This window comes from Kamptonema formosum PCC 6407, from assembly GCF_000332155.1.
GTDB classification, from domain to species: domain Bacteria; phylum Cyanobacteriota; class Cyanobacteriia; order Cyanobacteriales; family Microcoleaceae; genus Kamptonema; species Kamptonema formosum.
In genome coordinates, this window is sequence record NZ_KB235904.1 from 2,270,892 (window position 1) to 2,292,237 (window position 21,346).

The 21,346-nt window shown below is 44.8% G+C and carries 15 protein-coding genes; 10 read left to right on the plus strand and 5 right to left on the minus strand.

What is annotated here, in order from left to right:
- Positions 1 to 47 precede the first annotated feature (47 nt).
- Complete coding sequence (locus OSCIL6407_RS0126890) at positions 48 to 2,414, plus strand: WD40 domain-containing protein (protein WP_040650417.1); 2,367 nt, start codon at positions 48 to 50, stop codon at positions 2,412 to 2,414.
- Between the two features lie 213 nt (positions 2,415 to 2,627).
- Here the strand turns inward: OSCIL6407_RS0126890 and OSCIL6407_RS0126895 are convergent, their stop codons facing one another.
- A complete protein-coding gene (locus tag OSCIL6407_RS0126895) occupies positions 2,628 to 3,572 on the minus strand; it encodes a spermine/spermidine synthase domain-containing protein (RefSeq protein WP_007357624.1) in 945 nt (314 codons plus the stop codon).
- A 164-nt stretch (positions 3,573 to 3,736) separates the two neighbouring features.
- Here OSCIL6407_RS0126895 and OSCIL6407_RS0126900 point away from each other — a divergent pair, with 164 nt between their 5' ends.
- Positions 3,737 to 4,591 (plus strand): Uma2 family endonuclease, encoded by an 855-nt coding sequence (locus tag OSCIL6407_RS0126900; RefSeq protein WP_007357625.1) that lies wholly within the window; start codon positions 3,737 to 3,739, stop codon positions 4,589 to 4,591.
- 70 nt (positions 4,592 to 4,661) lie between these two features.
- Here OSCIL6407_RS0126900 and OSCIL6407_RS0126905 read toward each other — a convergent pair whose 3' ends face one another.
- Positions 4,662 to 6,416 (minus strand): dipeptide ABC transporter ATP-binding protein, encoded by a 1,755-nt coding sequence (locus OSCIL6407_RS0126905; protein ID WP_019487894.1) that lies wholly within the window; start codon positions 6,414 to 6,416, stop codon positions 4,662 to 4,664.
- Positions 6,417 to 6,418: 2 nt separating this feature from the next.
- Here OSCIL6407_RS0126905 and OSCIL6407_RS37370 point away from each other — a divergent pair, with 2 nt between their 5' ends.
- Positions 6,419 to 6,586 (plus strand): hypothetical protein, encoded by a 168-nt coding sequence (locus tag OSCIL6407_RS37370; protein ID WP_155523435.1) that lies wholly within the window; start codon positions 6,419 to 6,421, stop codon positions 6,584 to 6,586.
- Between the two features lie 102 nt (positions 6,587 to 6,688).
- On the opposite strand, the gene OSCIL6407_RS0126915 is transcribed toward OSCIL6407_RS37370, so the two are convergent.
- Positions 6,689 to 7,273 (minus strand): TFIIB-type zinc ribbon-containing protein, encoded by a 585-nt coding sequence (locus tag OSCIL6407_RS0126915; RefSeq protein WP_007357527.1) that lies wholly within the window; start codon positions 7,271 to 7,273, stop codon positions 6,689 to 6,691.
- Between the two features lie 69 nt (positions 7,274 to 7,342).
- The gene (patD, locus tag OSCIL6407_RS0126920) at positions 7,343 to 7,711 is read right to left on the minus strand and encodes a heterocyst frequency control protein PatD (RefSeq protein ID WP_007357528.1); all 369 of its coding nucleotides are present in this window, start codon (positions 7,709 to 7,711) and stop codon (positions 7,343 to 7,345) included.
- A gap of 468 nt (positions 7,712 to 8,179) precedes the next feature.
- Here patD and OSCIL6407_RS0126925 point away from each other — a divergent pair, with 468 nt between their 5' ends.
- Both OSCIL6407_RS0126925 and OSCIL6407_RS0126930 read left to right on the plus strand, forming a co-directional pair.
- Complete coding sequence (locus OSCIL6407_RS0126925; protein WP_019487896.1) at positions 8,180 to 10,435, plus strand: RelA/SpoT family protein; 2,256 nt, start codon at positions 8,180 to 8,182, stop codon at positions 10,433 to 10,435.
- Positions 10,436 to 10,583: 148 nt separating this feature from the next.
- The gene (locus OSCIL6407_RS0126930) at positions 10,584 to 11,366 is read left to right on the plus strand and encodes an Rpn family recombination-promoting nuclease/putative transposase (RefSeq protein ID WP_019487897.1); all 783 of its coding nucleotides are present in this window, start codon (positions 10,584 to 10,586) and stop codon (positions 11,364 to 11,366) included.
- A gap of 225 nt (positions 11,367 to 11,591) precedes the next feature.
- Here the strand turns inward: OSCIL6407_RS0126930 and OSCIL6407_RS0126935 are convergent, their stop codons facing one another.
- Positions 11,592 to 12,515: a glycine betaine ABC transporter substrate-binding protein gene (locus OSCIL6407_RS0126935; RefSeq protein WP_019487898.1), complete on the minus strand. Its 924-nt coding sequence runs from the start codon at positions 12,513 to 12,515 to the stop codon at positions 11,592 to 11,594.
- Positions 12,516 to 13,176: 661 nt separating this feature from the next.
- On the opposite strand from OSCIL6407_RS0126935, the gene OSCIL6407_RS0126940 reads away from it, so the two are divergent.
- The 5 genes from OSCIL6407_RS0126940 (at position 13,177) to OSCIL6407_RS0126960 (ending at position 21,178) form a co-directional block, all read left to right on the plus strand.
- Complete coding sequence (locus tag OSCIL6407_RS0126940; RefSeq protein WP_007355409.1) at positions 13,177 to 14,730, plus strand: ferredoxin--nitrite reductase; 1,554 nt, start codon at positions 13,177 to 13,179, stop codon at positions 14,728 to 14,730.
- A gap of 64 nt (positions 14,731 to 14,794) precedes the next feature.
- Entirely contained in the window at positions 14,795 to 16,123 is a 1,329-nt protein-coding gene (locus OSCIL6407_RS0126945; RefSeq protein WP_007355410.1) for a CmpA/NrtA family ABC transporter substrate-binding protein, read from the plus strand.
- An 87-nt stretch (positions 16,124 to 16,210) separates the two neighbouring features.
- Positions 16,211 to 17,083 carry a nitrate ABC transporter permease gene (gene ntrB, locus OSCIL6407_RS0126950; RefSeq protein WP_007355411.1) on the plus strand — a complete coding sequence of 291 codons (873 nt, stop codon included), beginning with the start codon at positions 16,211 to 16,213 and terminating at the stop codon, positions 17,081 to 17,083.
- A gap of 238 nt (positions 17,084 to 17,321) precedes the next feature.
- Positions 17,322 to 19,343 carry an ABC transporter ATP-binding/substrate-binding protein gene (locus OSCIL6407_RS0126955; RefSeq protein ID WP_007355412.1) on the plus strand — a complete coding sequence of 674 codons (2,022 nt, stop codon included), beginning with the start codon at positions 17,322 to 17,324 and terminating at the stop codon, positions 19,341 to 19,343.
- 56 nt (positions 19,344 to 19,399) lie between these two features.
- Positions 19,400 to 21,178 (plus strand): nitrate ABC transporter ATP-binding protein, encoded by a 1,779-nt coding sequence (locus OSCIL6407_RS0126960; protein WP_007355413.1) that lies wholly within the window; start codon positions 19,400 to 19,402, stop codon positions 21,176 to 21,178.
- The last annotated feature ends 168 nt before the right edge of the window (positions 21,179 to 21,346 follow it).

The window sequence follows — 21,346 nt, forward strand, 5'->3', positions numbered from 1 at the left end:
TGTGGACGGGCGATCGCGTCTCTACTCCAAAACTGTCCGGAGTATTGTTGTTAAAGAATCTACCGAATCAAATTATCATTTTCATTGATGAAATTGATAGACTACTCAGTTTAGATTCTATTAGAGATGACTTTTTTGCCTATATTCGCTCTTGCTATAATCTAAGAGCCGATAATCTCGCTTATCAACGTCTTACTTTTTGTTTGTTGGGAGTCGCTACTCCTTCAGATTTAATCAAAGATACAACTCGAACACCTTATAATATCGGTCAGGCCATTGAACTCAAAGGCTTTACCCTAAAAGAAGCCGCACCCGTCTTAACCAAAGGTTTAGAGGGAAAATTCCCTAACAATTCCACTGCAATATTAGAACAAATCATCAAATTAACAGGCGGTCAACCATTCCTCACTCAAAAACTCTGTCAGCGAGTGCTCGAATATGCTGAAATCGACAACCCAAATATTGATGAAATCGCCAAAACTTATATTATTGATAATTGGGAGGCTCAAGATAATCCCGAACTCTTAAGGACAATCCGCAATCGCCTCATCTCTGAACAAGTCCAAAATCGCAGCGGTCGCCTCCTTAGTATCTACCAACAAATCCTCACCAATGGCCAAATCCCCGCCGACAACTCCCCCGACCAAATGGAATTACAACTCTCAGGCCTAGTAGTCAAAGAAAACGGACACCTGAAAGTTTACAACCCAATTTACAAAGCAGTATTCAACCTCAACTGGGTACAACAGCAACTCGCCAACCTCCGACCCTATCAAGAAAACTTCCAGGCCTGGATAGAATCTGACAAAAAAGATGACTCCCGACTACTACGTGGTGAATCATTAACTGAGGCATTAAACTGGAAAGAAGGCAAAAGATTAAGTGATGATGATACGGCTTTCTTCGATGCGAGTCAACGCTACCAAATAGAAACACTCAGACAAGCGGAAGCCAAAGCTAAAGAGATAATTAAAGCCGCCCAAGAAGGCACTAAAATAGAAAGAGCAGGCGTGCAAGCATTGCGGCGCTTTAATACAAAAACAGGACAATTTCAAGCACTCCACGATGCCAAAAAAGCAGGCGAAGATTTACAAAAGTTACTGGAAAAGTGGGAAAATTTAGTCAAAGATAACTACGAACTAGCCGCCGATTCTCCCGCCGCCAGTCCTCTTTTAGCTTTGCAAACAATCCTGAGTAAAATTCGAGAACGCCACACCTTTACTGGCCATACTAACTCGGTATGGAGTGTCAGTTTCAGTCCTGACGGCAAATTTCTGGCTACGGGTTCAGGGGACAATACGGCGAAACTGTGGTCAACAGAAACTAAAACAGAACTTTACACCTTCACCGGCCATACTAACTGGGTAACGAGTGTCAGTTTCAGTAGCGATGGCAAATTTCTAGCTACGGGTTCATACGACAATACGGCGAAACTGTGGTCAATAGAAACTAAAGCAGAACTCCACACCTTCATAGGTCATAGTCAATCGGTAACGAGTGTCAGTTTGAGTGCAGATGGCAAATATCTGGCTACGGGTTCAGACGATAATACTGCTAAACTATGGTCAATAGAAACCAAAGAAGCACTCCATACCTTCATTGGTCATACTCAATCGGTAAGAAGTGTCAGTTTGAGTGTAGATGGCAAATATCTGGCTACGGGTTCATGGGACAAGACAGCAAAACTCTGGTCAACAGCAACCAAAGCAGGAATCCACACCTTCATCGGTCATACTAACTCGATATGGAGTGTCAGTTTAAGTAGCGATGGCAATTATTTGGCTACTGGTTCATCTGACAATACAGCCAAAGTGTGGTTAACAGAAACCAAAAAAGAACTCCACACCTTCACCTGTCAGACTGACTTAGTAATGAGTGTAATGAGTGTTAGTCTGAGTGCAGATGGCAAGTATCTGGCTACGGGTTCATGGGACAAGACAGCGAAACTTTGGTCAACAGCAACCAAAGCAGAAATCCACACCTTCATCGGCCATACTAATTGGGTATGGAGTGTCAGTTTAAGTGCAGATGGCAAGTATCTGGCTACGGGTTCAGAGGACAAAACGGCCAAATTGTGGTCAATAGAAACCAAAGAAGCACTCCAAACCTTCACCGGTCATACTCACTCGGTCAGGAGTGTCAGTTTAAGTGCAGATGGCAAGTATCTGGCTACGGGTTCATTCGACAACACGGTTAAATTGTGGGATTTATCAGGTAATTTAATTGCAGATTTCATTGGCTATAAGGATGGGGTGCAATTTATTGAAATAGAAAGTCCAGTATTTAGTGTTTGTTTTACCCCAGATGGTAAGTATTTAGCGGCCGGTTATGATGACGGTGTAGTTAGATTATGGCCGATAGAAAACTTAAACCAATTATTAGGAAGAGCGAGGAAATGGTTGCAGTTAGATTAGATACAAACTCAGATTTTAATACTGATAAAAAACTCTACATTAAATAATCTTAGCTTGAACGATCGCTAAGGCCGATCGCAACGCCTCAAAGCGGTTCTCCATCAGGTGAATTTGTGGCGACACACCCCCATCTTCCACCTGAGACAATTTGTTGCTTGTATAGGACTTACGCAGGTCGTCCCAGAAACCGGGTTTGCGTAAGTCCTGTAAACTTTATTGTCCGACAGAGCCCTTACCGAAAAACTTCGGTGGTTCTGCCATAGTGTAAACTTCAGTTTCAGATGCGATCGCCTGACGCACATGACCAGGCAATTGCATCAATCCTAACAAAGTAATCCCATCCAACATACGGAAACCACCAGTAGTTTTCTCCGCCAACACTTTATCGGTATCTGCCGGTTCTGGCCTGGTATCGATCGCCTGCGTCGAAGCGATCGCAAAACCCCAAGGCGCACCGTAAGTAGAAATATAGCTCGTCAAAGACTGAACATTCGGAAAAACAGACTTGAGAGTATTGACAATCCGAGCGTGCATTTTCAACTCTGCCGGAGAAACAGGCCCCGCTTGCACCACAAAATAGCCAGATGGTGACATCACGCGGCGAACTTTCTCAAAATAGTCCTTAGTAAACAACTGGAAAGAAGGCCCTTCTTCAATCGGATCTGACAAGTCAGAAATCACTACATCCCAATCATTACCAGTAGTATCTAAGAATTCCAAAGCATCACCAATTACCACCTCACAACGAGGGTCATCAAAAGCATTTTGGTGCATTTCTGGCAAGTATTCTTTACAAGCTTCGACTACTTCGCCGTCAATGTCGATCATCACAACTTTTTCAACGGTTTTCCAGCGCAGCACTTCCCGAATTGTAGCGCCTTCCCCGCCTCCGAGCACGAGCACTTTGCGTGGCGAACCGTGCAAAATCATCGCCGGGTGAACTAGCGGTTCGTGGTACAGGAACTCGTCGCCAGTACAGGACTGCCATTTACCATCTAAAACCAACCCTTTACCATAAGTACCGGTTTCAACGACGTACATCTCCTGAAAAGCAGTTTTTTTGTAAGCAAGGACGCTAGTAACGCCGTGAACGTAAATATCCCAAGGCGTGATGTACTCGCTCATCCAGAAATCTGCTTTTAATTCGCTACCTGACATGAAATACCCTCCAGGGTGACACTGCTATCCCGATGTTGGGACAGATAGTAGTTATTAGCACAAAACGGCACTATTTTAAAAGTACGCTCGACACTAAAAAAATTTGCCAAGTAGTTAGATTGAGGCCGATGTTAACATAAAGCCAGTGATTCTGCCTAAATTTTATGTTTCCCTTTAAATATCCTGTTCCTCAAACAGATCCGCCGCGATCGCCCAGAGAAACTTTACCCACGATGTACGATCTACCAAGTGAAGATCCAGAGGAGCCTGGTTTGCCGGACGAATTTCACGATTTACAACCCCAACTGCTGACCCAGACATTTCAGCCTTCTCAGTATTCCCAATCTGAGGTTTTTTGCGGCAGCGACATCAACCTTTACTACGACTCGCGCCATCCTAATTGGTACAAGCGGCCGGATTGGTTTGGCGTTGTCGGCGTACCCCGACTTTACGATCAAGTCGATATGCGCCTGAGTTACGTTGTCTGGCAAGAGGCCGTTAATCCCTTTGTTGTTATTGAACTCCTTTCCCCTGGCACGGAGAAGGAAGATTTAGGACAAATTGAACTCGAAACGCCGCCAGAGGCTCTTCAAGTGCCAGGAAATGGGCAAACAATACGAGGTCAAACTGAGCAGAAAAAGCCTGGAAAATGGGAGGTTTACGAGCGGATTTTACGCATTCCTTACTATGTGGTTTTTAGCCGTTATACCAATCAGGTACGAGTGTTTAAACTCGTAGGATCGCATTATCAAGAACTACAGTTGCAAGATTCGCGGGTGTGGATTTCCGATATTGATTTAGGTTTGGGTTTGTGGCAAGGAGAGTATCAGGGAGTTGAGCGATTGTGGTTGCGCTGGTATGATGCTGAAGGAAATTGGGTTTTGACTGAAGCTGAATTTGAGCGCGAGCGCGCTGAATTTGAGCGGCAACGCGCCGAACAAGCAGAAGCTCAATTAGAATCTTTGATTCAGAAACTTCGGGAATCTGGGATCGATCCTGATACATTTTTGAAGAGTTAATAATGAATGCAGTATTGGTAGGAGCAAAGCATTGCTGAGTTCCTACCAATTATGAGATCAACCGGTGGCATTACGTTCGAGCAAGTAAAGGCGCAGCTTGTAAAAGTTGTTGAGTATAAGGGTGTTGAGGATTGGTAAAAATCTCTTTTGTCGCGCCGATTTCCACAATTTTACCAGAGTTCATAACGGCAATGCGATCGCAAAAAAATCTGGCTACCCAAAGGTCATGGGTAATAAACAAATAAGTAAGGTTAAATTCTGCTTTTAACTCCAACATCAGCTCTAATACCTGCGTCTGCACGCTAGCATCCAACATACTCACGGGTTCGTCGCAAATTAACAATTTAGGGCGGGTAATAAGAGCGCGCGCGATCGCCACTCGCTGCTGTTGTCCCCCCGATAACTCGCCTGCATAGCGTTGATAATACTCTTCAGATGGTGTCAAACCCACCCGTTCTAGCATAGCCAATACTTGTTTTTTAGCTGCGTCTGGAGTCGCCAATTTGTGGATGAACAAAGGATCGGCAATACTTTGTCCCACAGTCATCATGGGGTTAAGGCAAGCGTGGGGATCTTGGAATACCATTTGAATGTCGCGGCGGTGCGATCGCACAGCATCGCGGGAGAGTGCAGTTAAATCGGTTCCCAAAAATTCAACTTTGCCTCCGGTGGGACGAATTAGCTGTAAAATTGTGCGAGAAAGTGTACTTTTGCCGCAACCAGATTCTCCAACTAATCCTAAAATTTCCCCTGGATATAGTTCTAAATTAATGCCGTCTACTGCTTTAATTACCTGTCCCGTTCTCGAAAATATTTGGTCTAAAAAATTGCGTTCTAAAGTATAATGTTGCTGTAAATCTTGTACCCGCAAAATTGGTAATTGGGAATTGGTAATTGGGAATTGGTAATTGGGAATTGGTAATTGGCTAGCAGTCAAGGAAGAAGATAAATTACCCCCCATCTCCCCATCTCCCCCGCTCCCCCGCTCCCCCGCTCCCCCGCTCCCCTGCTCCCCATCTCCCCCGCTCTCTCGATCCTTTTGAATGTGTAAAGCTGCTTTCAAGAGCGATCGCGTATATTCGTGTTGTGGATTTTGGAACACAGACTCAACGGGGCCAGTTTCTACTATTTTGCCGTTGTACATCACAGCAATGCGATCGCAATACTCCCCAACCATCGCTAAATCGTGGGAAATTAACAAGATCGATGTCCCCCGCTCTTCGCAAAGCCGCGTTAGTTCTTTTAAAATTTGAGCGGCTACTGTTACGTCCAAACTGGTAGTCGGTTCATCAGCGACAATTAGTTTAGGATTGAGGAGTACAGCTAAAGCGATCGCTACCCGTTGTCGCATTCCGCCGCTAAACTCATGGGGATATTGCGACCAGCGAGAAGCTGGAATTTTAACAGCATCCAGAGTTTCTATGGCTCGATCTTTGGCTTGCGATCGCGATAATTTCGGTTCGTGAGCTTTGAGAGTTTCAATACAATGTTCCCCAATTGTCATTAAAGGATCGAGGCGAGTCATCGGATCTTGAAACACTAATGATACCGCTTCGCCGCGAAACCGTCTAAGCTGTTCCGGGTTCATTTCAAACACAGATTCGCCGGAAAAGGTAACTCGCCCCTGAATTTGCGTAGACTTGGGCAAAAGCCGCATTGTCGCACGTCCTAAAGTTGACTTACCGCACCCGGACTCCCCAACTAATCCCAATTTTTCCCCAGGTTCTAACGTAATAGATACGTCATTAATTGCCCAGCTAGATTGTTGATTTCTTTCTGGGTAAGCTACCCGCAGATTTTCGACACAAAACAGGGAATTAGTCATAAGTGAAGATGGGAGATGGGGGAGATGGGGGAGATGGGGGAGATGGAGAAGATGGGGGAGGAATAGCTATTAACAATTACAGGACTTACGCACCCAACCAAAGAAACCGGGTTTTTTTACGAAAATACTTCGCCCGTACCCACAGATTCTCTCAAAAACCCGGTTTCTAGGCCCCGATGCGTAACTCCTAAATTATCAATTACGACTTACACAGTCTCGACATGAAATCTTTGTTAACCGTTAACCGTTAACCGTTAACCGTTAACAATTATCTATTTAGCTGGCAGACCTTTTCGCTTACTTTCAAATCTTCGCAAAATGTAAGAAGCTGCAAAATCTCCATTCGGATGATCTTCTAAAACTTCTGCTAGTGCAAAGACATACTGAGATAATTCTTCCCCTAGTTTATCAACTATACCTTGGCGTTCTCTTTCGGCGAGTTCTTGCTGGCGGGCCTTGGCTTGCCAGGAGGCTGAAAACATCTGCTCAATTTGGGCGTGGAGTCCCATACTTTCGAGGGTTTCCCATTCACCGCTGTCGCACCAAATGCCACCGCAAACGCTACAACGCTCTACATAGACGGGGGTTTTGGTGAAGGGAATTCGGGCTCGTGAGAGATATTGACCATCGTCTGGACACATTGCAGCTTTAGAGTCATAGGGTGAGGGGGCAAAGTCGGGGCTGACATTCCCTTTTGGCTGGGATTTGCTCGGCCATTGACGTTGATATTCTTGCCAAGCTTGATATTCTTTGGGGGGTATCCAGATGCCGTAGCAGTTAGGGCACCACTTCACGGCTAGGTGGCTGTTTAACATTCCTTCTTCTAACTGCGGATGCTTACATTTTGGACATTGCACGGCTTTTTTCTCCTTGGCTCGATATTCCTATGACTGGTTTATGCTTTGGCTGTAATTAAGACAGCCTATTTATTCTGTGCCTTTTTGCAACAAGGCATCGCAGTAGCGGATCAGGGTGTTAATTCGATCGCTTGCTGCTGTTTGCCTGGTTTGGGCTGTGGCTAGAACCCGCGACGCTTGCAAAAATTTTATATCCATTCCCAACAGACGCAATTGCTTGTGTATTTCTGTCAGGTATGATTGCTCTAACGGTGTTTCTGGCGGATCTAGCCCGTCACTGTCTGAACCCATGATTTGCCCTGCGAAAAATTGCTGTGCTTCCCCAAAAGTTGCCAAGAGTGCTGTCCGATCTAGATTACCCTGTGTGGCAACGGTTTGGAGCTCTTGGAGAAGTTGCTTAAATTGCTGGTAGTGCTGGTAGATATTTTTGGACAGCATAACAAATGTAAAGAAATTTATATCTATAATTAAGATAGATGTTTTAAAGATTCCAAAGATTAAGGCAAGTTGTACATTGTAGTCGCAGCAGCCTAAATCTTAGAGAATATTTTTCAAGGCGAGTTAAACGCTGATTTAGGATTGACGGTCTGTGACGGCTTTTAGCTAAGCTTGGTCTGCTTAAGGCTAAGTAGCGATCTCTGTACTTTTACTCCCAAAACGTTCTTAATTTTACAAGGCAAGGGCAACTGACCAGAGCATTTGCCTAAAATCAGATTTTTTCCTCCCTACGAGGGTGGTTCTTCTCAATTTAGATAGCTATAGTTGACAGACAATACAGGAATCTTTTTCAGATTGACTGTAGGTGTCAATTTTAGCTTAGTATACCTAGATACAGAAAGTCTGCTGTTCAACCGGAAAGCAACTTCTGTTGCACTATCTATTTGTAACTTTTAAATCCTGACTCCTATGAATGCCAACACTCTGATTCCATCAATCTCAAATGACTGTAACATTCCTGATTGGTTACAAGAATGTCTCAATGGGGATGCTAATGGTCAGTCGTCGGGAGCGATCGCTAGCTGTTCGACTGATAATGCTTTAATTTGTCGGGCTTTTAAATTTGCCAACGAGCTCCATGAGGGTCAGTATCGCAAATCTGGGGAGCCCTACATCTGCCATCCTGTGGCCGTAGCCGGAATGCTGCGGTATTTGGGCGGCAATAGTGCGATGGTTGCGGCAGGCTTCCTCCACGATATCGTTGAGGATACTGATGTCACCCTTGAGGATATCGAACTGCGGTTCGGCGCGGAAGTGCGGCAGTTGGTGGAGGGGGTGACGAAGCTTTCTAAGTTTAATTTTTCCAGCAAGACGGAACGCCAAGCTGAGAATTTCCGGCGGATGTTTCTGGCAATGGCTAAGGATATCCGGGTGATCGTGGTGAAGTTGGCGGACAGGCTGCATAATATGCGGACGCTGGAACATCTCTCAGACGAGAAACGCCGTAGTATCGCTTTGGAAACGCGGGAAATCTTTGCGCCTTTGGCGAATCGGTTGGGTATTGGTCGCTTTAAGTGGGAATTGGAGGATCTGGCGTTTAAATACCTGGAACCGGAAGCTTATTGCGAAATTAAGGATTTGGTAGATCAGAAGCGGACTGACCGGGAGGCGCAACTGGCGGAGGTGACGGACATTCTGCGGGATCGGCTGGATAGTGTGGGGATTAAGTGCTATGAAGTCAGCGGCCGCCCGAAACACCTGTATGGTATTTACCAGAAGATGCAGCGCCGACAGAAGGGGTTTAACCAGGTTTATGATATTGCGGCGGTGCGGATTATTGTCGAAAGTAAGGATGAGTGTTATCGGGCGTTGGCGATCGCACACGATGCTTTCTGTCCGATCCCCGGTCGCTTCAAGGACTATATCGGTTTGCCGAAGCCGAACCGCTACCAATCTTTGCATACGGGCGTGATCGGCAATAGCGGCCGCCCCATTGAAGTCCAAATCCGTACAGTGGAAATGCACCACATTGCAGATTACGGGATCGCCGCCCACTGGAAATATAAAGAAAGCGGCGGTTCTAGCAATCTCAAAGTGACAGGAGATGACGAAAAGTTTACTTGGTTGCGGCAACTGCTGGAATGGCAAAGCGACCTTAAGGATGCTGAGGAATATTTAGAGAGCGTTAAAGATAATTTATTTGATGAAGACATCTACGTATTTACGCCCCAAGGCGATGTAGTAGCGCTGACAAAAGATGCAACGCCTGTGGATTTTGCTTACCGCATCCACACGGAAGTTGGGAATCACTGCACAGGTGCGCGGGTGAATGGGCGGATGGTGACGCTGGACTCGCTTTTAAAGAATGGCGATATTGTCGAAATCTTGACTCAGAAAAATGGTCATCCCAGTTTAGACTGGCTAAATTTTGTCAAGACCAGCGGCGCAAAAAACCGGATTCGTCAGTGGTATAAGCGATCGCACCGCGATGAAAATGTAGCTCGCGGTCGGGAATTATTGGAAAAGGAACTGGGCAAAAATGGCTTTGAATCCTTATTAAAATCTGAGCCAATGCACTCTGTAGCGCTACGCTTCAATTACCACAGCGTCGAAGATTTGTTAGCAGGTTTGGGCTACGGCGAGGTGACGCTAAATCTAGTAGTAAATCGGCTGCGAGATTTAGTACAGCAAAAAGTTGAGGTAGTTCCTGAGATTTTAAATGTGCCAATAGTAGCACCTGCACGGTCGATGCCGAGTTCATCTCCGAGCAAGTCACCAATTGCAGGAGTTGAGGGGTTATTGTATCATTTGGCAGGTTGTTGCAATCCCATACCAGGGGAGGTAATTATTGGAATTGTCACTAAAAATCGCGGCATTTCAATTCATCGCCAAGGCTGTTCTAATACCGACAATGTTCCTGGGGATCGGTTAGTACCTGTGAGTTGGAATCCGACAAATCCGAACGGTGGTCGTCCGAATACTTACCCGGTGAATATTCAAATTGAAGTGCTCGATCGCGTGGGCGTTCTTAATGATGTTTTATCTCACTTGAAAGACAATCATGTAAACGTTCGCAGTGCGAGTGTGAAGACTTATCCGGGTTTACCGGCATTGATTGATTTGTGTGTTGATATCCAGGACAAAGAACAGCTTGAACGGACTTCTATGCAAATTAAAAAAATGAGTGATGTCTTGAATTTACGGCGAGTTAGCGAGGGAAATTAGGACGTTTTTAATTGCTGAAACTATTGCAGGGAATTACATTTTCCCGATTAGTTGTTTCTGCGGCTAAGGCGATCGTGGAGATTACTCAGAGCAACTTTTGGGTTAAAATTAAGTTGAGTAAGCTCTACAAAGATACTAAATTATTGCGATGTACGATAATATTTGCAAGTTTATCGCCGAAAACTTTGCGGATGATTTTGCAAGCTGGCTGCTGGGTGCTCCGGTAAGGCTAACGGAACTGAGTCCGACTGAACTTTCTTTGGAACCAATTCGGGCTGATGCTTTGATTTTGCGGCAAGCTGAAGATTTGGTACTCCACGCCGAATTTCAGACAGAAGCGGATGCAGGAATTCCGTTTCGGATGGCGGATTATCGCTTGCGAGTTTACCGCCGCTTTCCTGCTAAGGAAATGCGCCAAGTCGTGATATATTTAAGGGAGACTGGTTCGGATTTAGTTCGGCAAAATGCTTTTATTTTGACCAGAACTCGCCATGAATTTGATGTGATTCGCCTCTGGGAACAGCCGTCTGAAATATTTTTGAGTTCCCTCGGACTGTTGCCTTTTGCGGTTTTGAGTCGGACAGAAAACCCTGTAGGCGTTTTAACTCAAGTGGCATCTGCCATTGCAGAGATTCCCGACAGGCGGGTTCAGAGTAATTTAATGGCATCAGCAGGGATTTTGGCTGGGTTAGTATTGGAGAAAGATGTAATTACAAGACTTTTGCGAGGGGATATTATGCGTGAGTCAGTGATTTATCAGGATATTTTGCAGGAAGGTAGACAGGAAGGTAGACAGGAAGGTAGACAGGAAGGAATGCAATTAGCGAAGGAAGAGTTGGCTCGGAATTTGTTGCGGGAAAATATATCAATTGAGCAAGTTGTTCGGCTTACAGGTTTGTCGTTGGAGATAGTGCAAAGCTTGCAAATTTAGCGGGAAAGTTAGCCTATAGTTAGGGGTTAGGGAAAGAAGGAAATATAGCAACCGCCAAGGCGGTTTAAGAGGGGCTAGGGACTAGGGGCTAGGGGCTAGGGAAGACGGAAGAAGGGTTTAGAATTCAGAATGTGTTAACTGCCTTGGCAACTGCTATATAATCATAATCAAAGGTTTCAGGAAATTTTAATTTCCTAACTACCTTTTAGATATTAGCTGATCGCCTTATTTCTTGCTAGATTCAGGATTTAAACTCCCTAACTTCTGCTGCAAAAACTCCTGTGCAACTTGTCCAGCATCTAGTTGCTTCCCGTCAACTTTATAGTTGAGTTTTCGCATATCTTCCTCCGAGATTTTCCCTGCTAATTCATTCAGAACTTGACGCAACTCCGGGTATTTTTCCAAAATTGCAGAACGCACAACTGGGGCCGCTTCATAGGGGGGAAAATATTGCTTATCATCTTTAAGAACCACTAAACCTAGACTTTCTATTAAGCCGTCAGTCGAGTTGCCAGCAATAACATCTACTTGTTTTTCTTTAAGTGCTTGGTAAAGTAATCCTAATAGCATTTCTTTCGGTTCTTCTGCAAACTTTATCCCGTAAGTTTTAGCTAATCCGGGAAAGCCATCTTCCCTTTCTTTAAACTCTGGGCCGAAACCTGCTCGCAATTTGGGTGCAGCTTTGCTAAGTTGAGAAAGGGTTTGCAGATTAAGTTTTTTGGCATCATCGCCCCGGACAATAATTGCGAAACTATTATTAAATCCTAGAGGTTCTGTCCACTCTAATTGATACTGTTTTGCATATTCTTGCTTGATATAACTGTAAACTTTTTTGGGATCGGAAATCGGTTTTTGTTTGAGAATGTTGGCAAAAGCAGTGCCAGTATATTCTACATATAAGTCAACTTTACCAGCTACTAGGGATTGATGGCAAAGAGTGCCACCTAAATTCAGTTCGCGTTTTACTTGTATATCTGTCTTCGCCTCGATGTGGCGGGATAAAATTTCTACGAGGATGACTTGTTCTGTAAAATCTTTTGAGCAAATGACAATCTGTTTTTGGGAAATAGATGTGCAGGCTGTGGTGCTGAATAATAAAAACAGCGAGAAGATAGAGGATAAAAAATAGGTGTTTGATTTTGTGCTCATTGTACTCCTGTAAAATCTAAAATTGTAGGGGTAGCATTCTCAATCTGTTCAACAGTTTACCAAAGAAGGGACTAGGGGCTAGGGACTAGGGACTAGGGAAAGAGGAAGAGAGGGGGAGATGGGGAGCAGGGGAGCGGGGGAGATGGGTAATAGCAATTAGCAATTAGCCATTAGCAATTAGCAATTAGCAATTAGCCATTAGCAATTAGCCATTAGCCATAGCAATTAGCCATTAGCTATTACTAATTACCAATTACCAATTCCCCCTGTGATTGTGGGTTCAGGCTGCGATCGCGCCCACTGCTTCTACTTTGCCCCGCGATGTAGAAACTGCATCGTGCTTATCCGAAAACTTCATAAAACTCCATATTCTGTAACATTAGCTACGAACAACTCTCGATCCACGCCCTACAGTGTTCCTTAACAAGAGTTAACACGGAGAGACAAAGGTAGTAATTAATACTCTTTGCTGACTAAATATTTCTCTGTAATCTTGACCAAGCCCATGTACGCTAAGGATTTGCCAACTTCAAAGAAATTGGAATTGAGTAATTAAATATACGGTTTTAGTTAAGTATAACCACTAAGGTTAGCACAAAAACCAGCCTTTAATCCCCGAAACCCATAGCTCCTCCACCAAGTAACCAACGAGGGTACACCAGTGACACAGATAGCAGAACCGCAAGCAGGTGTTAACAAATTTGAAAAATTAAAAGCTGAGAAAGATGGTCTAGCGCTCAAAGCCGAACTCGCTCACTTCGCTGAGATCGGCTGGGAAGCAATGAATGAAACCGATCGCGAACACCGCCTCAAATGGTTAGGCATATTCTTTCGGCCAGTAACTCCTGGCAAATTTATGATGCGATTGCGGTTGCCAAACGGCATCATTACTAGCAATCAAATGCGAGTTTTAGGTGAAATCGTGCAGCGGTACGGCGATGATGGCAACGCAGACATCACCACCCGGCAAAACATCCAACTGCGAGGGATTCGCATCGAAGATGTACCAGACATCTTCCGCCGCCTCAAAGAAGCTGGGATGACTAGCATCCAGTCAGGGATGGATAACGTTCGCAACATCACCGGTTCCCCAGTAGCGGGATTAGACAGCGACGAACTCTATGATACGCGGGAGTTGTGCCGCCAAGTTCAAGACACGATCACCAACGGTGGCGAAGGCAATCCAGCTTTTACCAATTTGCCGAGAAAGTTTAACATTGCGATCGCAGGTTGTCGCGACAACTCCGTACACGCGGAAATCAACGATATCGCTTTCATCCCTGCTTTTAAAGATGGCACTTTCGGCTTCAACGTCTTAGTCGGCGGCTTTTTCTCCGCCAAACGCTGCGACGCGGCCATTCCCCTCAATGCTTGGGTTGAACCCAGCGATGTCGTCGATCTTTGCACGGCCATATTAATCGTATATCGCGATCGCGGACTGAGAGCCAACCGCCAAAAGTCCCGTCTGATGTGGCTAATCGACGAATTAGGAGTCGATGGATTCCGCGCCGAAGTTGAAACCCAACTCGATCGCACCCTGCAAACAGCCGCAGCCAAAGATGAAATCCTCTGGGATAAGCGCGATCACATCGGCGTGTACGCGCAAAAACAGCCCGGATTAAATTACGTCGGCCTCCACATCCCCGTCGGGCGGCTGTACGCCGCAGATATGTTTGACTTAGCCAGGATGGCCGATGTTTACGGTAGCGGCGAAATCAGACTTACCGTTGAGCAAAATGCGATCGTTCCCAACGTACCCGACTCCCGATTAGAAACCTTCCTTCAAGAACCATTACTCCAGCGTTTTTCCGTCAATCCTGACCCTTTAACTAGAGCATTAGTTTCTTGCACCGGCGCACAATTTTGCAACTTCGCATTAATTGAAACCAAAAATCGCGCCTTAGCAATGATTAAAGAATTAGAAGCCGAGTTATCATTCCCCAAACCAGTGAGAATTCACTGGACAGGTTGCCCTAATTCCTGTGGTCAACCGCAAGTTGCAGACATTGGTTTACTCGGTACAAAAGTCCGCAAAAACGGCAAAACATTAGAAGGTGTTGACCTTTATATGGGAGGCACAGTTGGCAAAGATGCCCATCTCGGTAGTTGCGTGCAAAAAGGTATTCCTTGCGAAGACCTAAAACCAGTTTTGCGCCAACTATTAATCGAACACTTCAACGCCCAGCCCAATGCTGTGCTAACAGTTAACAGTTAACAGTTAACAGTTAACAGTTAACAACCAACAACTAACAACTAACAACTAACAACTAACAAAAATAATGAGCAAAATTTCCCGCCGCAAATTCATCGTCACCGCTGGAACAACTGCCGCAGCTACTCTACTCGTTCACGGCTGCACCTCTGGTTCTAATAGTTCTACAAGTGCATCTAGCCCCGCTGCAAGTACCTCTCCTTCAGCAATACCGGCAGCTAACATCAACCCCGCAGATGCCCCAGAAGTTACAACAGCAAAATTAGGATTTATTGCCCTAACAGATTCCGCACCGCTAATTATTGCCAAAGAAAAAGGTTTATTTGAAAAGTACGGCATGAAAGATGTGCAAATTGCAAAACAAGCATCTTGGCCCGTAACTCGCGATAATTTAGAACTAGGTTCTAGCGGCGGTGGCATTGATGGAGCACATATCTTATCGCCCATGCCTTACATGATGTCTTTAGGGACAATCACTAAAGGAAATGTGCCAATCCCGATGTACATTCTGGCGCGGTTAAATACTAACGGTCAGGCGATTTCCCTTTCCAAAAAATACCTAGATTTAAAAGTAGGTACTGATAGCAAAGCACTGAAATCAGCTTTAACTAAGGACTCTAAGTTTGGTACCACCTTTCCCGGCGGTACTCACGATCTCTGGATGCGCTATTGGTTAGCCGCTGGTGGAATCAATCCAGATAACGATGTTTCAGTAGTTCCAGTACCACCACCGCAAATGGTTGCTAATATGAAAGTCAACAACCTGGAATCTTTTTGCGTCGGGGAACCTTGGAACGCGCAATTAGTTAGTCAGAAGGTAGGTTATACGGCTTTAATCACAGGTGAACTCTGGAAAGATCACCCCGAAAAAGCCCTGAGTTTAAGAGCAGATTGGGTAGACAAAAATCCCAAAGCTGCTAAGGCAATTACAATGGCAGTTTTAGAAGCTCAGCAGTGGTGCGACAAACCAGAAAATAAAGAAGAGATGAGCAAAATCATCTCCGAAGATAAGTGGTTAAAAGTTGCCAATCAAGATATTGTAGGTCGCATTAAAGGTCAGATTGACTACGGTACTGGGCGAGTAGAAGCCAACAGTCCATTATTAATGAAATTCTGGGCGGATAATGCTTCCTATCCCTACAAAAGTCACGATACTTGGTTCTTAACTGAAAACATTCGCTGGGGTAATATTCCTGCTACCACAGACCTCAAGGCGATAGTTGATAAAGTGAATCGCGAAGATATTTGGAAAGAAGCAGCGAAAGCCTTGGGAGTTCCCGCATCAGAGATTCCTGCTACTACTTCTCGCGGTGTAGAAACCTTCTTCGATGGTGTTAAGTTTGACCCTGAAAAGCCTGAAGAATATTTGAACGGTCTGGCAATTAAGAAAGCATAATAGTTAACGGTTAACAGTTAACGGTTAACTGTTAACCGTTAACTATCAGCAACAACTAACCACTAACAACTAACCACTAACTAAAGTATGGCAACAAACATTGAGCGGATTTCAAAAGGCAATAACCCAGTCAATGCGATTATTTCTTTTCTTCAGAATAACCGCAGAAAAATAATTAGACCGCTGGTGGCCCTGGCAGTTATTCTGCTAATTTGGCAAATCCTTTGCCATGACCCCAATTCCACTTTGCCGGGGCCACTTAAAATGATCTCAGAAAGTGGGAATCTCATCATTAACCCTTTCTTTGATAACGGCGGTACTGACAAAGGTTTATTCTGGCAACTTTTAGCCAGCTTGCAGCGGGTAGCAATCGGCTTTACTTTAGCAGCAATTCTCGGTATATCACTGGGAATCTTAATCGGCACTAATTCTTTAATGTTTGACGCTTTAGACCCGATTTTTCAGGTGTTGAGGACGATTCCTCCTTTAGCTTGGTTGCCTATTTCTCTGGGAGCATTTCAACAATTTAATCCCTTTGAAGGTATGGGGATTACAACCAGTGAAGTTTCGGCATTGTTTGTGATTTTAATTACTGCAATTTGGCCAATTATTATCAATACAACTGTGGGTGTCCAGCAGATACCTCAAGATTACAGAAACGTTGCCAGAGTGTTGCGCTTACCTCGCCAAAAGTATTTCTGGAAAATTCTATTACCCTCTGCGGTGCCCTATATTTTCACTGGTTTGAGGATTGGAATTGGTCTATCTTGGTTGGCAATTGTTGCTGCTGAAATGCTAGTCGGGGGCGTGGGTATTGGTTTCTTTATCTGGGACTCTTACAATAGTTCGCGTCTCAGCCACGTTATCCTAGCAGTGATTTATGTGGGTATTGTCGGTTTATTGCTAGATAGATTGGTTGGTTTCATTGCTTCCAAAGTTGTACCTGAAGAACAGAAGTAAGACAGGCTAATGGCTAATAGCTAATCGCTAATGGCTAATAGCTAATGAACAAGAAAGGGTTGTGAGTTTTTTGAGTTAAATATTGGATTTCACAACCCCTAAATACCAAATCAGCAATCAGCAATCACCAATTAGCAATTAGCCATTCCCAATCACCAATTACCAATCACAAATCACAAATCACAAATCACAAATTACCAATTACCAATTACCAATTACCAATTACCAATTACCAATTATGTCAGTATTTGTTGAAGTAGATCACGTTGATCGCGTATTTGACCTGCCGAACGGGGGAAAATACATTGCGCTCAAAAACATTGATATCAAGATTAAACAAGGAGAATTTGTCTCCTTAATCGGACACTCTGGCTGCGGCAAATCTACCTTGCTGAATATTATCGCTGGTTTAGACAAACCGAGTCAGGGAGGCGTAATTTTAGAAGGCCGCGAAGTTAGAGAACCGGGGCCCGATAGAATGGTAGTATTTCAAAATTACTCTCTGTTACCTTGGCTGACAGTGCGAGAAAATATTGCTCTAGCTGTCGATGAAGTTTACAAAAATCAGCCTAAAGGTGAACGTAAAAGCATCATCGAACACCATATTAATTTAGTAGGATTGCGACACGCTGCTGATAAACGACCTGGGGAAATTTCCGGGGGGATGAAACAGAGAGTTGCGATCGCGCGAGCTCTCGCTATCCGTCCTAAATTGCTACTGCTAGACGAACCCTTCGGCGCTTTGGATGCCTTAACTCGCGGCGGTTTGCAAGAACAATTAATGAAAATTTGCGAAGAAAGCAGCGTTACTGCCATCATGGTGACGCATGACGTTGACGAGGCGTTATTGCTATCAGATCGGATCGTTATGCTTACTACTGGCCCTGAAGCACAAATCGGGCAGATTTTAGAAGTACCAATTTCACGTCCCCGTCACCGGATGGAAGTAGTAAATCATCCCAGTTACTACGCTTTGCGAAATGAAATGGTTTATTTCTTAAACCAGCAGAAACGAGTGAAGCAGCGTAAGGTTAGCAAGCCGACAGTTATTGCTAAGAATGGCTTAGAAAAAGTCAACCTGGAAATCGGGTTTATTCCTCTCACAGATTGCGCCCCTTTAGTAGTAGCAAAAGAGAAAGGTTTCTTCGCAGCGCACGGTTTAGAAGAAGTCACTCTTTCGCGGGAACCTAGCTGGAAAGCGATCGCCAAAGGAGTCACCGCAGGTCGTTTAGATGCGGCTCAAATGGTTGCGGGAATGCCGATCGCGATGACTCTGGGTTTAGACGATAACGCACCCATCCCCGTAAGCACGGCCTTAACTCTATCTCGCAACGGCGATGCGATTACCTTCGGTAAGCATTTCTATACTCAGGGAATCAGAACTCTAGCTGATTTCAAGGAAGCGATCGCACAAACTCCCGACAAAGTTCACACCTTCGCTACTGTGCATTCCAGTTCCATGCACAACCTGCTACTGCGTTACTGGCTGGCTTCTAGTGGTATCGACCCGGATCTCGATGTGGGTTTGACAGTGATTCCACCGCCGCAAATGTTAGCCAATTTAAAAGCAGGAAATATTGACGGCTATTGCGTTGGAGAACCCTGGAACTCCCACGCCGTTAATGAAGATATCGGCTTTGTCATGGCCCGTTCTCTAGATATTTTGCCGGGACATATTGAGAAAGTTTTAGGCGTGACTGAAGATTGGGCAAATAAATATCCCCAAACTCATATTGCTCTAGTTAAAGCACTTTTAGAAGCCTGCGAATATTGCGATGATAAACGCAACCGCGAGGAAATTGTAGAATTACTTTCCCAAGAGCAATACGTTGGTTCGGCAGCAGAACATATTCGCCCTGGCTTTATTGATGCCTATGATTCTGGCACCGAAGATGAACCAGAAATGCTGTTGAATTTTAACCAGTTCTACGTTGATAAAACTAATTTCCCCGACCGTACTGAGATGCTGTGGGTAATGGCTCAGATGGCCCGTTGGGGAATTGTACCTTTCCCTAAAAATTGGGTAGAAATTCTAGAGCGAGTTTTGTTACCCGATGTATTTGGAGAAGCAGTTCGACAATTAGGGATGCCAGACGTTGGGCGCGATCGGCGCAACATTGAACTATTTGACGGAACTGTATTTAATGCCGATGACCCGATCGAGTACTTGCAAAACGTCAAAATCAAACGCGCTATTCGCATTGAAGAAATCTTAATCGAGCCTGTCGGTTCTCAGTGTTCTATTAGGTTGCCAGTATAAACTCCCGATCGCCGACCTAAGTACAGGCATGGTGAGAGATTCTAGAGGAAAGAAAGATGAGTAAAAATGAGGAAGAGGGAAAACTTTTCCCTTCCCAATTATCCACAGTCAATTCCGAATTGTTAATTCCTAATTCCTCCGTTATGCAAACTCTAGACAGCACAAAGAAAACCCAAGTCGAATCTTTAAAGTCAGAACCTTTTCTGACGATTGAAGACGTATCGAAAGTTTATGAAACTCCCAAAGGGCCCTATACGGTTCTTGATGGTGTTAACCTCACTATTAATGAAGGGGAATTTATTTGTCTGATTGGTCACTCCGGCTGCGGCAAATCTACTTTGCTGAATATGGTGGCAGGATTCAATCAACCTACGACTGGGAAGTTGAAGCTTAAAGGTAAGTGGATTGAGGAACCGGGGCCAGACAGAATGGTGGTGTTTCAAAACTATTCTTTGTTGCCTTGGCTGAGTGCTACAGAAAACATCCATCTGGGAGTAGGAACGGTTTTTGCTGACAAATCTCATGCCGATCAGATGCAGATTGTTAATGAACATTTGGAGTTAGTTGGACTGACTGAAGCCGCCCACAAAAGACCCGGCCAACTATCAGGCGGGATGAAACAAAGAGTGGCGATCGCGCGAGCTCTGGCTACTAGCCCTCAAGTGTTGATTTTAGATGAACCTTTTGGAGCACTAGACCCGATTACCCGCGAAGAATTGCAGGAAGAATTGCTCAATATTTGGCGGGAAAATAAGGTAACGATAATCATGATTACTCATGACATTGATGAGGCTTTATTCTTAGCCGATCGCGTCGTGATGATGACCAATGGCCCCTCTGCTCACATTGGTGAAGACTTGAAAATTCCTTTTTCTCGCCCCCGCAATCGGGCGAGAATTATGGAAGATCCGCATTACTATGAATTGCGTAATTTCGCTCTAGATTTCCTGTTTCGTCGTTTCGCTCATTCGGATGTGGAAGAGGAGGAGAGTACAGCGCCAAGCAGCACAAGCAGCGTACCGCAGTTGGAAACTTCAGCAACCGAGGAAAAACCAGAAAACGCACCTGTTACAAAAGCTGAGGTTGAATCTGCTGCATCTGCTACAAAACCCTTTGCCACAATCCCATTTAATGCCTCAAAAGATACAAAGGAGGCAAATATGTCATCGGAACTAAACTCTCATTCCTCGAAATCTCCAGAATCATCACCTGGAAAAATTATGGCTTTTGGAGCAATATGGTTGGCGACAACGATCGGGCTGACTATAGTGAGTGTTGGTTCAGTTGCTAATCTGCAAAAAGAGACGGCGAAAACGGAAACAACTACTATCTCGGCAAGTCCAGTCCCGATCGCTAGTCCTCCCCCTCCGAGTGCGATGAGTGCAGCACCTATGAGTGTTCCTAGTTCTATGAGTGCAGCACCCGCGATCGCTCCTAGTTCTGTGAGTGCGATCGATGCAGCACCCGCGAGTGCAACTGCTAGCACCAATTCTGCACCCGCAACTACTGATGCTACTTCTGCGCCGAGAATTACAGACAAAGCTGAGATAGACGCTCTCAAGCAAAAGCTTTACACCCAAATTGACACGACTTGGAAAACAACCCCGACTTTTACCGAAGATTTAGTTTACAAGGTTAAAGTTAAGCAAGACGGCACAATTTTGGGGTATGAAGCTACTAATCAAGTAGCTAAAAATTTCGTACAAGAAACTCCTCTAGCCTCCATCCAAAATTCTGCCAGTTCTGCATCGGCTACTGCTGAAAAAACAGCAGAATTTCGGGTGACTTTTAGCACTGCCAATGGCGGCGCTCTAGATGTTAAGCCTTGGGAATAGTTAGTGGTTAGTGGTTAGTAGTTAGTTGTTCGTTGAGGTCATTGCGAGTAGCGAAGCAATCCCAAAGCTGAAAATTGTTTCGGGATTGCTAAAAGCCGGAGCGGGTTTTTGGGATTTCTCGCTTGATATTACAGATATTGGCGAACCCGCCTCTACGAAAAATATGTC

What these genes read in the sequence shown, in the direction of transcription:
- OSCIL6407_RS0126905 (WP_019487894.1), bottom strand. Translation starts at nt 6,416, where the DNA reads ATGACTAATTCCCTGTTTTGTGTCGAAAATCTGCGGGTAGCTTACCCA.
- OSCIL6407_RS0126925 (WP_019487896.1), top strand. Translation starts at nt 8,180, where the DNA reads ATGAATGCCAACACTCTGATTCCATCAATCTCAAATGACTGTAACATT.
- OSCIL6407_RS0126930 (WP_019487897.1), top strand. Translation starts at nt 10,584, where the DNA reads ATGTACGATAATATTTGCAAGTTTATCGCCGAAAACTTTGCGGATGAT.
- OSCIL6407_RS0126935 (WP_019487898.1), bottom strand. Translation starts at nt 12,515, where the DNA reads ATGAGCACAAAATCAAACACCTATTTTTTATCCTCTATCTTCTCGCTG.
- OSCIL6407_RS0126960 (WP_007355413.1), top strand. Translation starts at nt 19,400, where the DNA reads ATGAGTAAAAATGAGGAAGAGGGAAAACTTTTCCCTTCCCAATTATCC.
- OSCIL6407_RS0126900 (WP_007357625.1), top strand. Translation starts at nt 3,737, where the DNA reads ATGTTTCCCTTTAAATATCCTGTTCCTCAAACAGATCCGCCGCGATCG.
- ntrB (WP_007355411.1), top strand. Translation starts at nt 16,211, where the DNA reads ATGGCAACAAACATTGAGCGGATTTCAAAAGGCAATAACCCAGTCAAT.
- OSCIL6407_RS0126945 (WP_007355410.1), top strand. Translation starts at nt 14,795, where the DNA reads ATGAGCAAAATTTCCCGCCGCAAATTCATCGTCACCGCTGGAACAACT.
- patD (WP_007357528.1), bottom strand. Translation starts at nt 7,711, where the DNA reads ATGCTGTCCAAAAATATCTACCAGCACTACCAGCAATTTAAGCAACTT.
- OSCIL6407_RS0126955 (WP_007355412.1), top strand. Translation starts at nt 17,322, where the DNA reads ATGTCAGTATTTGTTGAAGTAGATCACGTTGATCGCGTATTTGACCTG.
- OSCIL6407_RS0126895 (WP_007357624.1), bottom strand. Translation starts at nt 3,572, where the DNA reads ATGTCAGGTAGCGAATTAAAAGCAGATTTCTGGATGAGCGAGTACATC.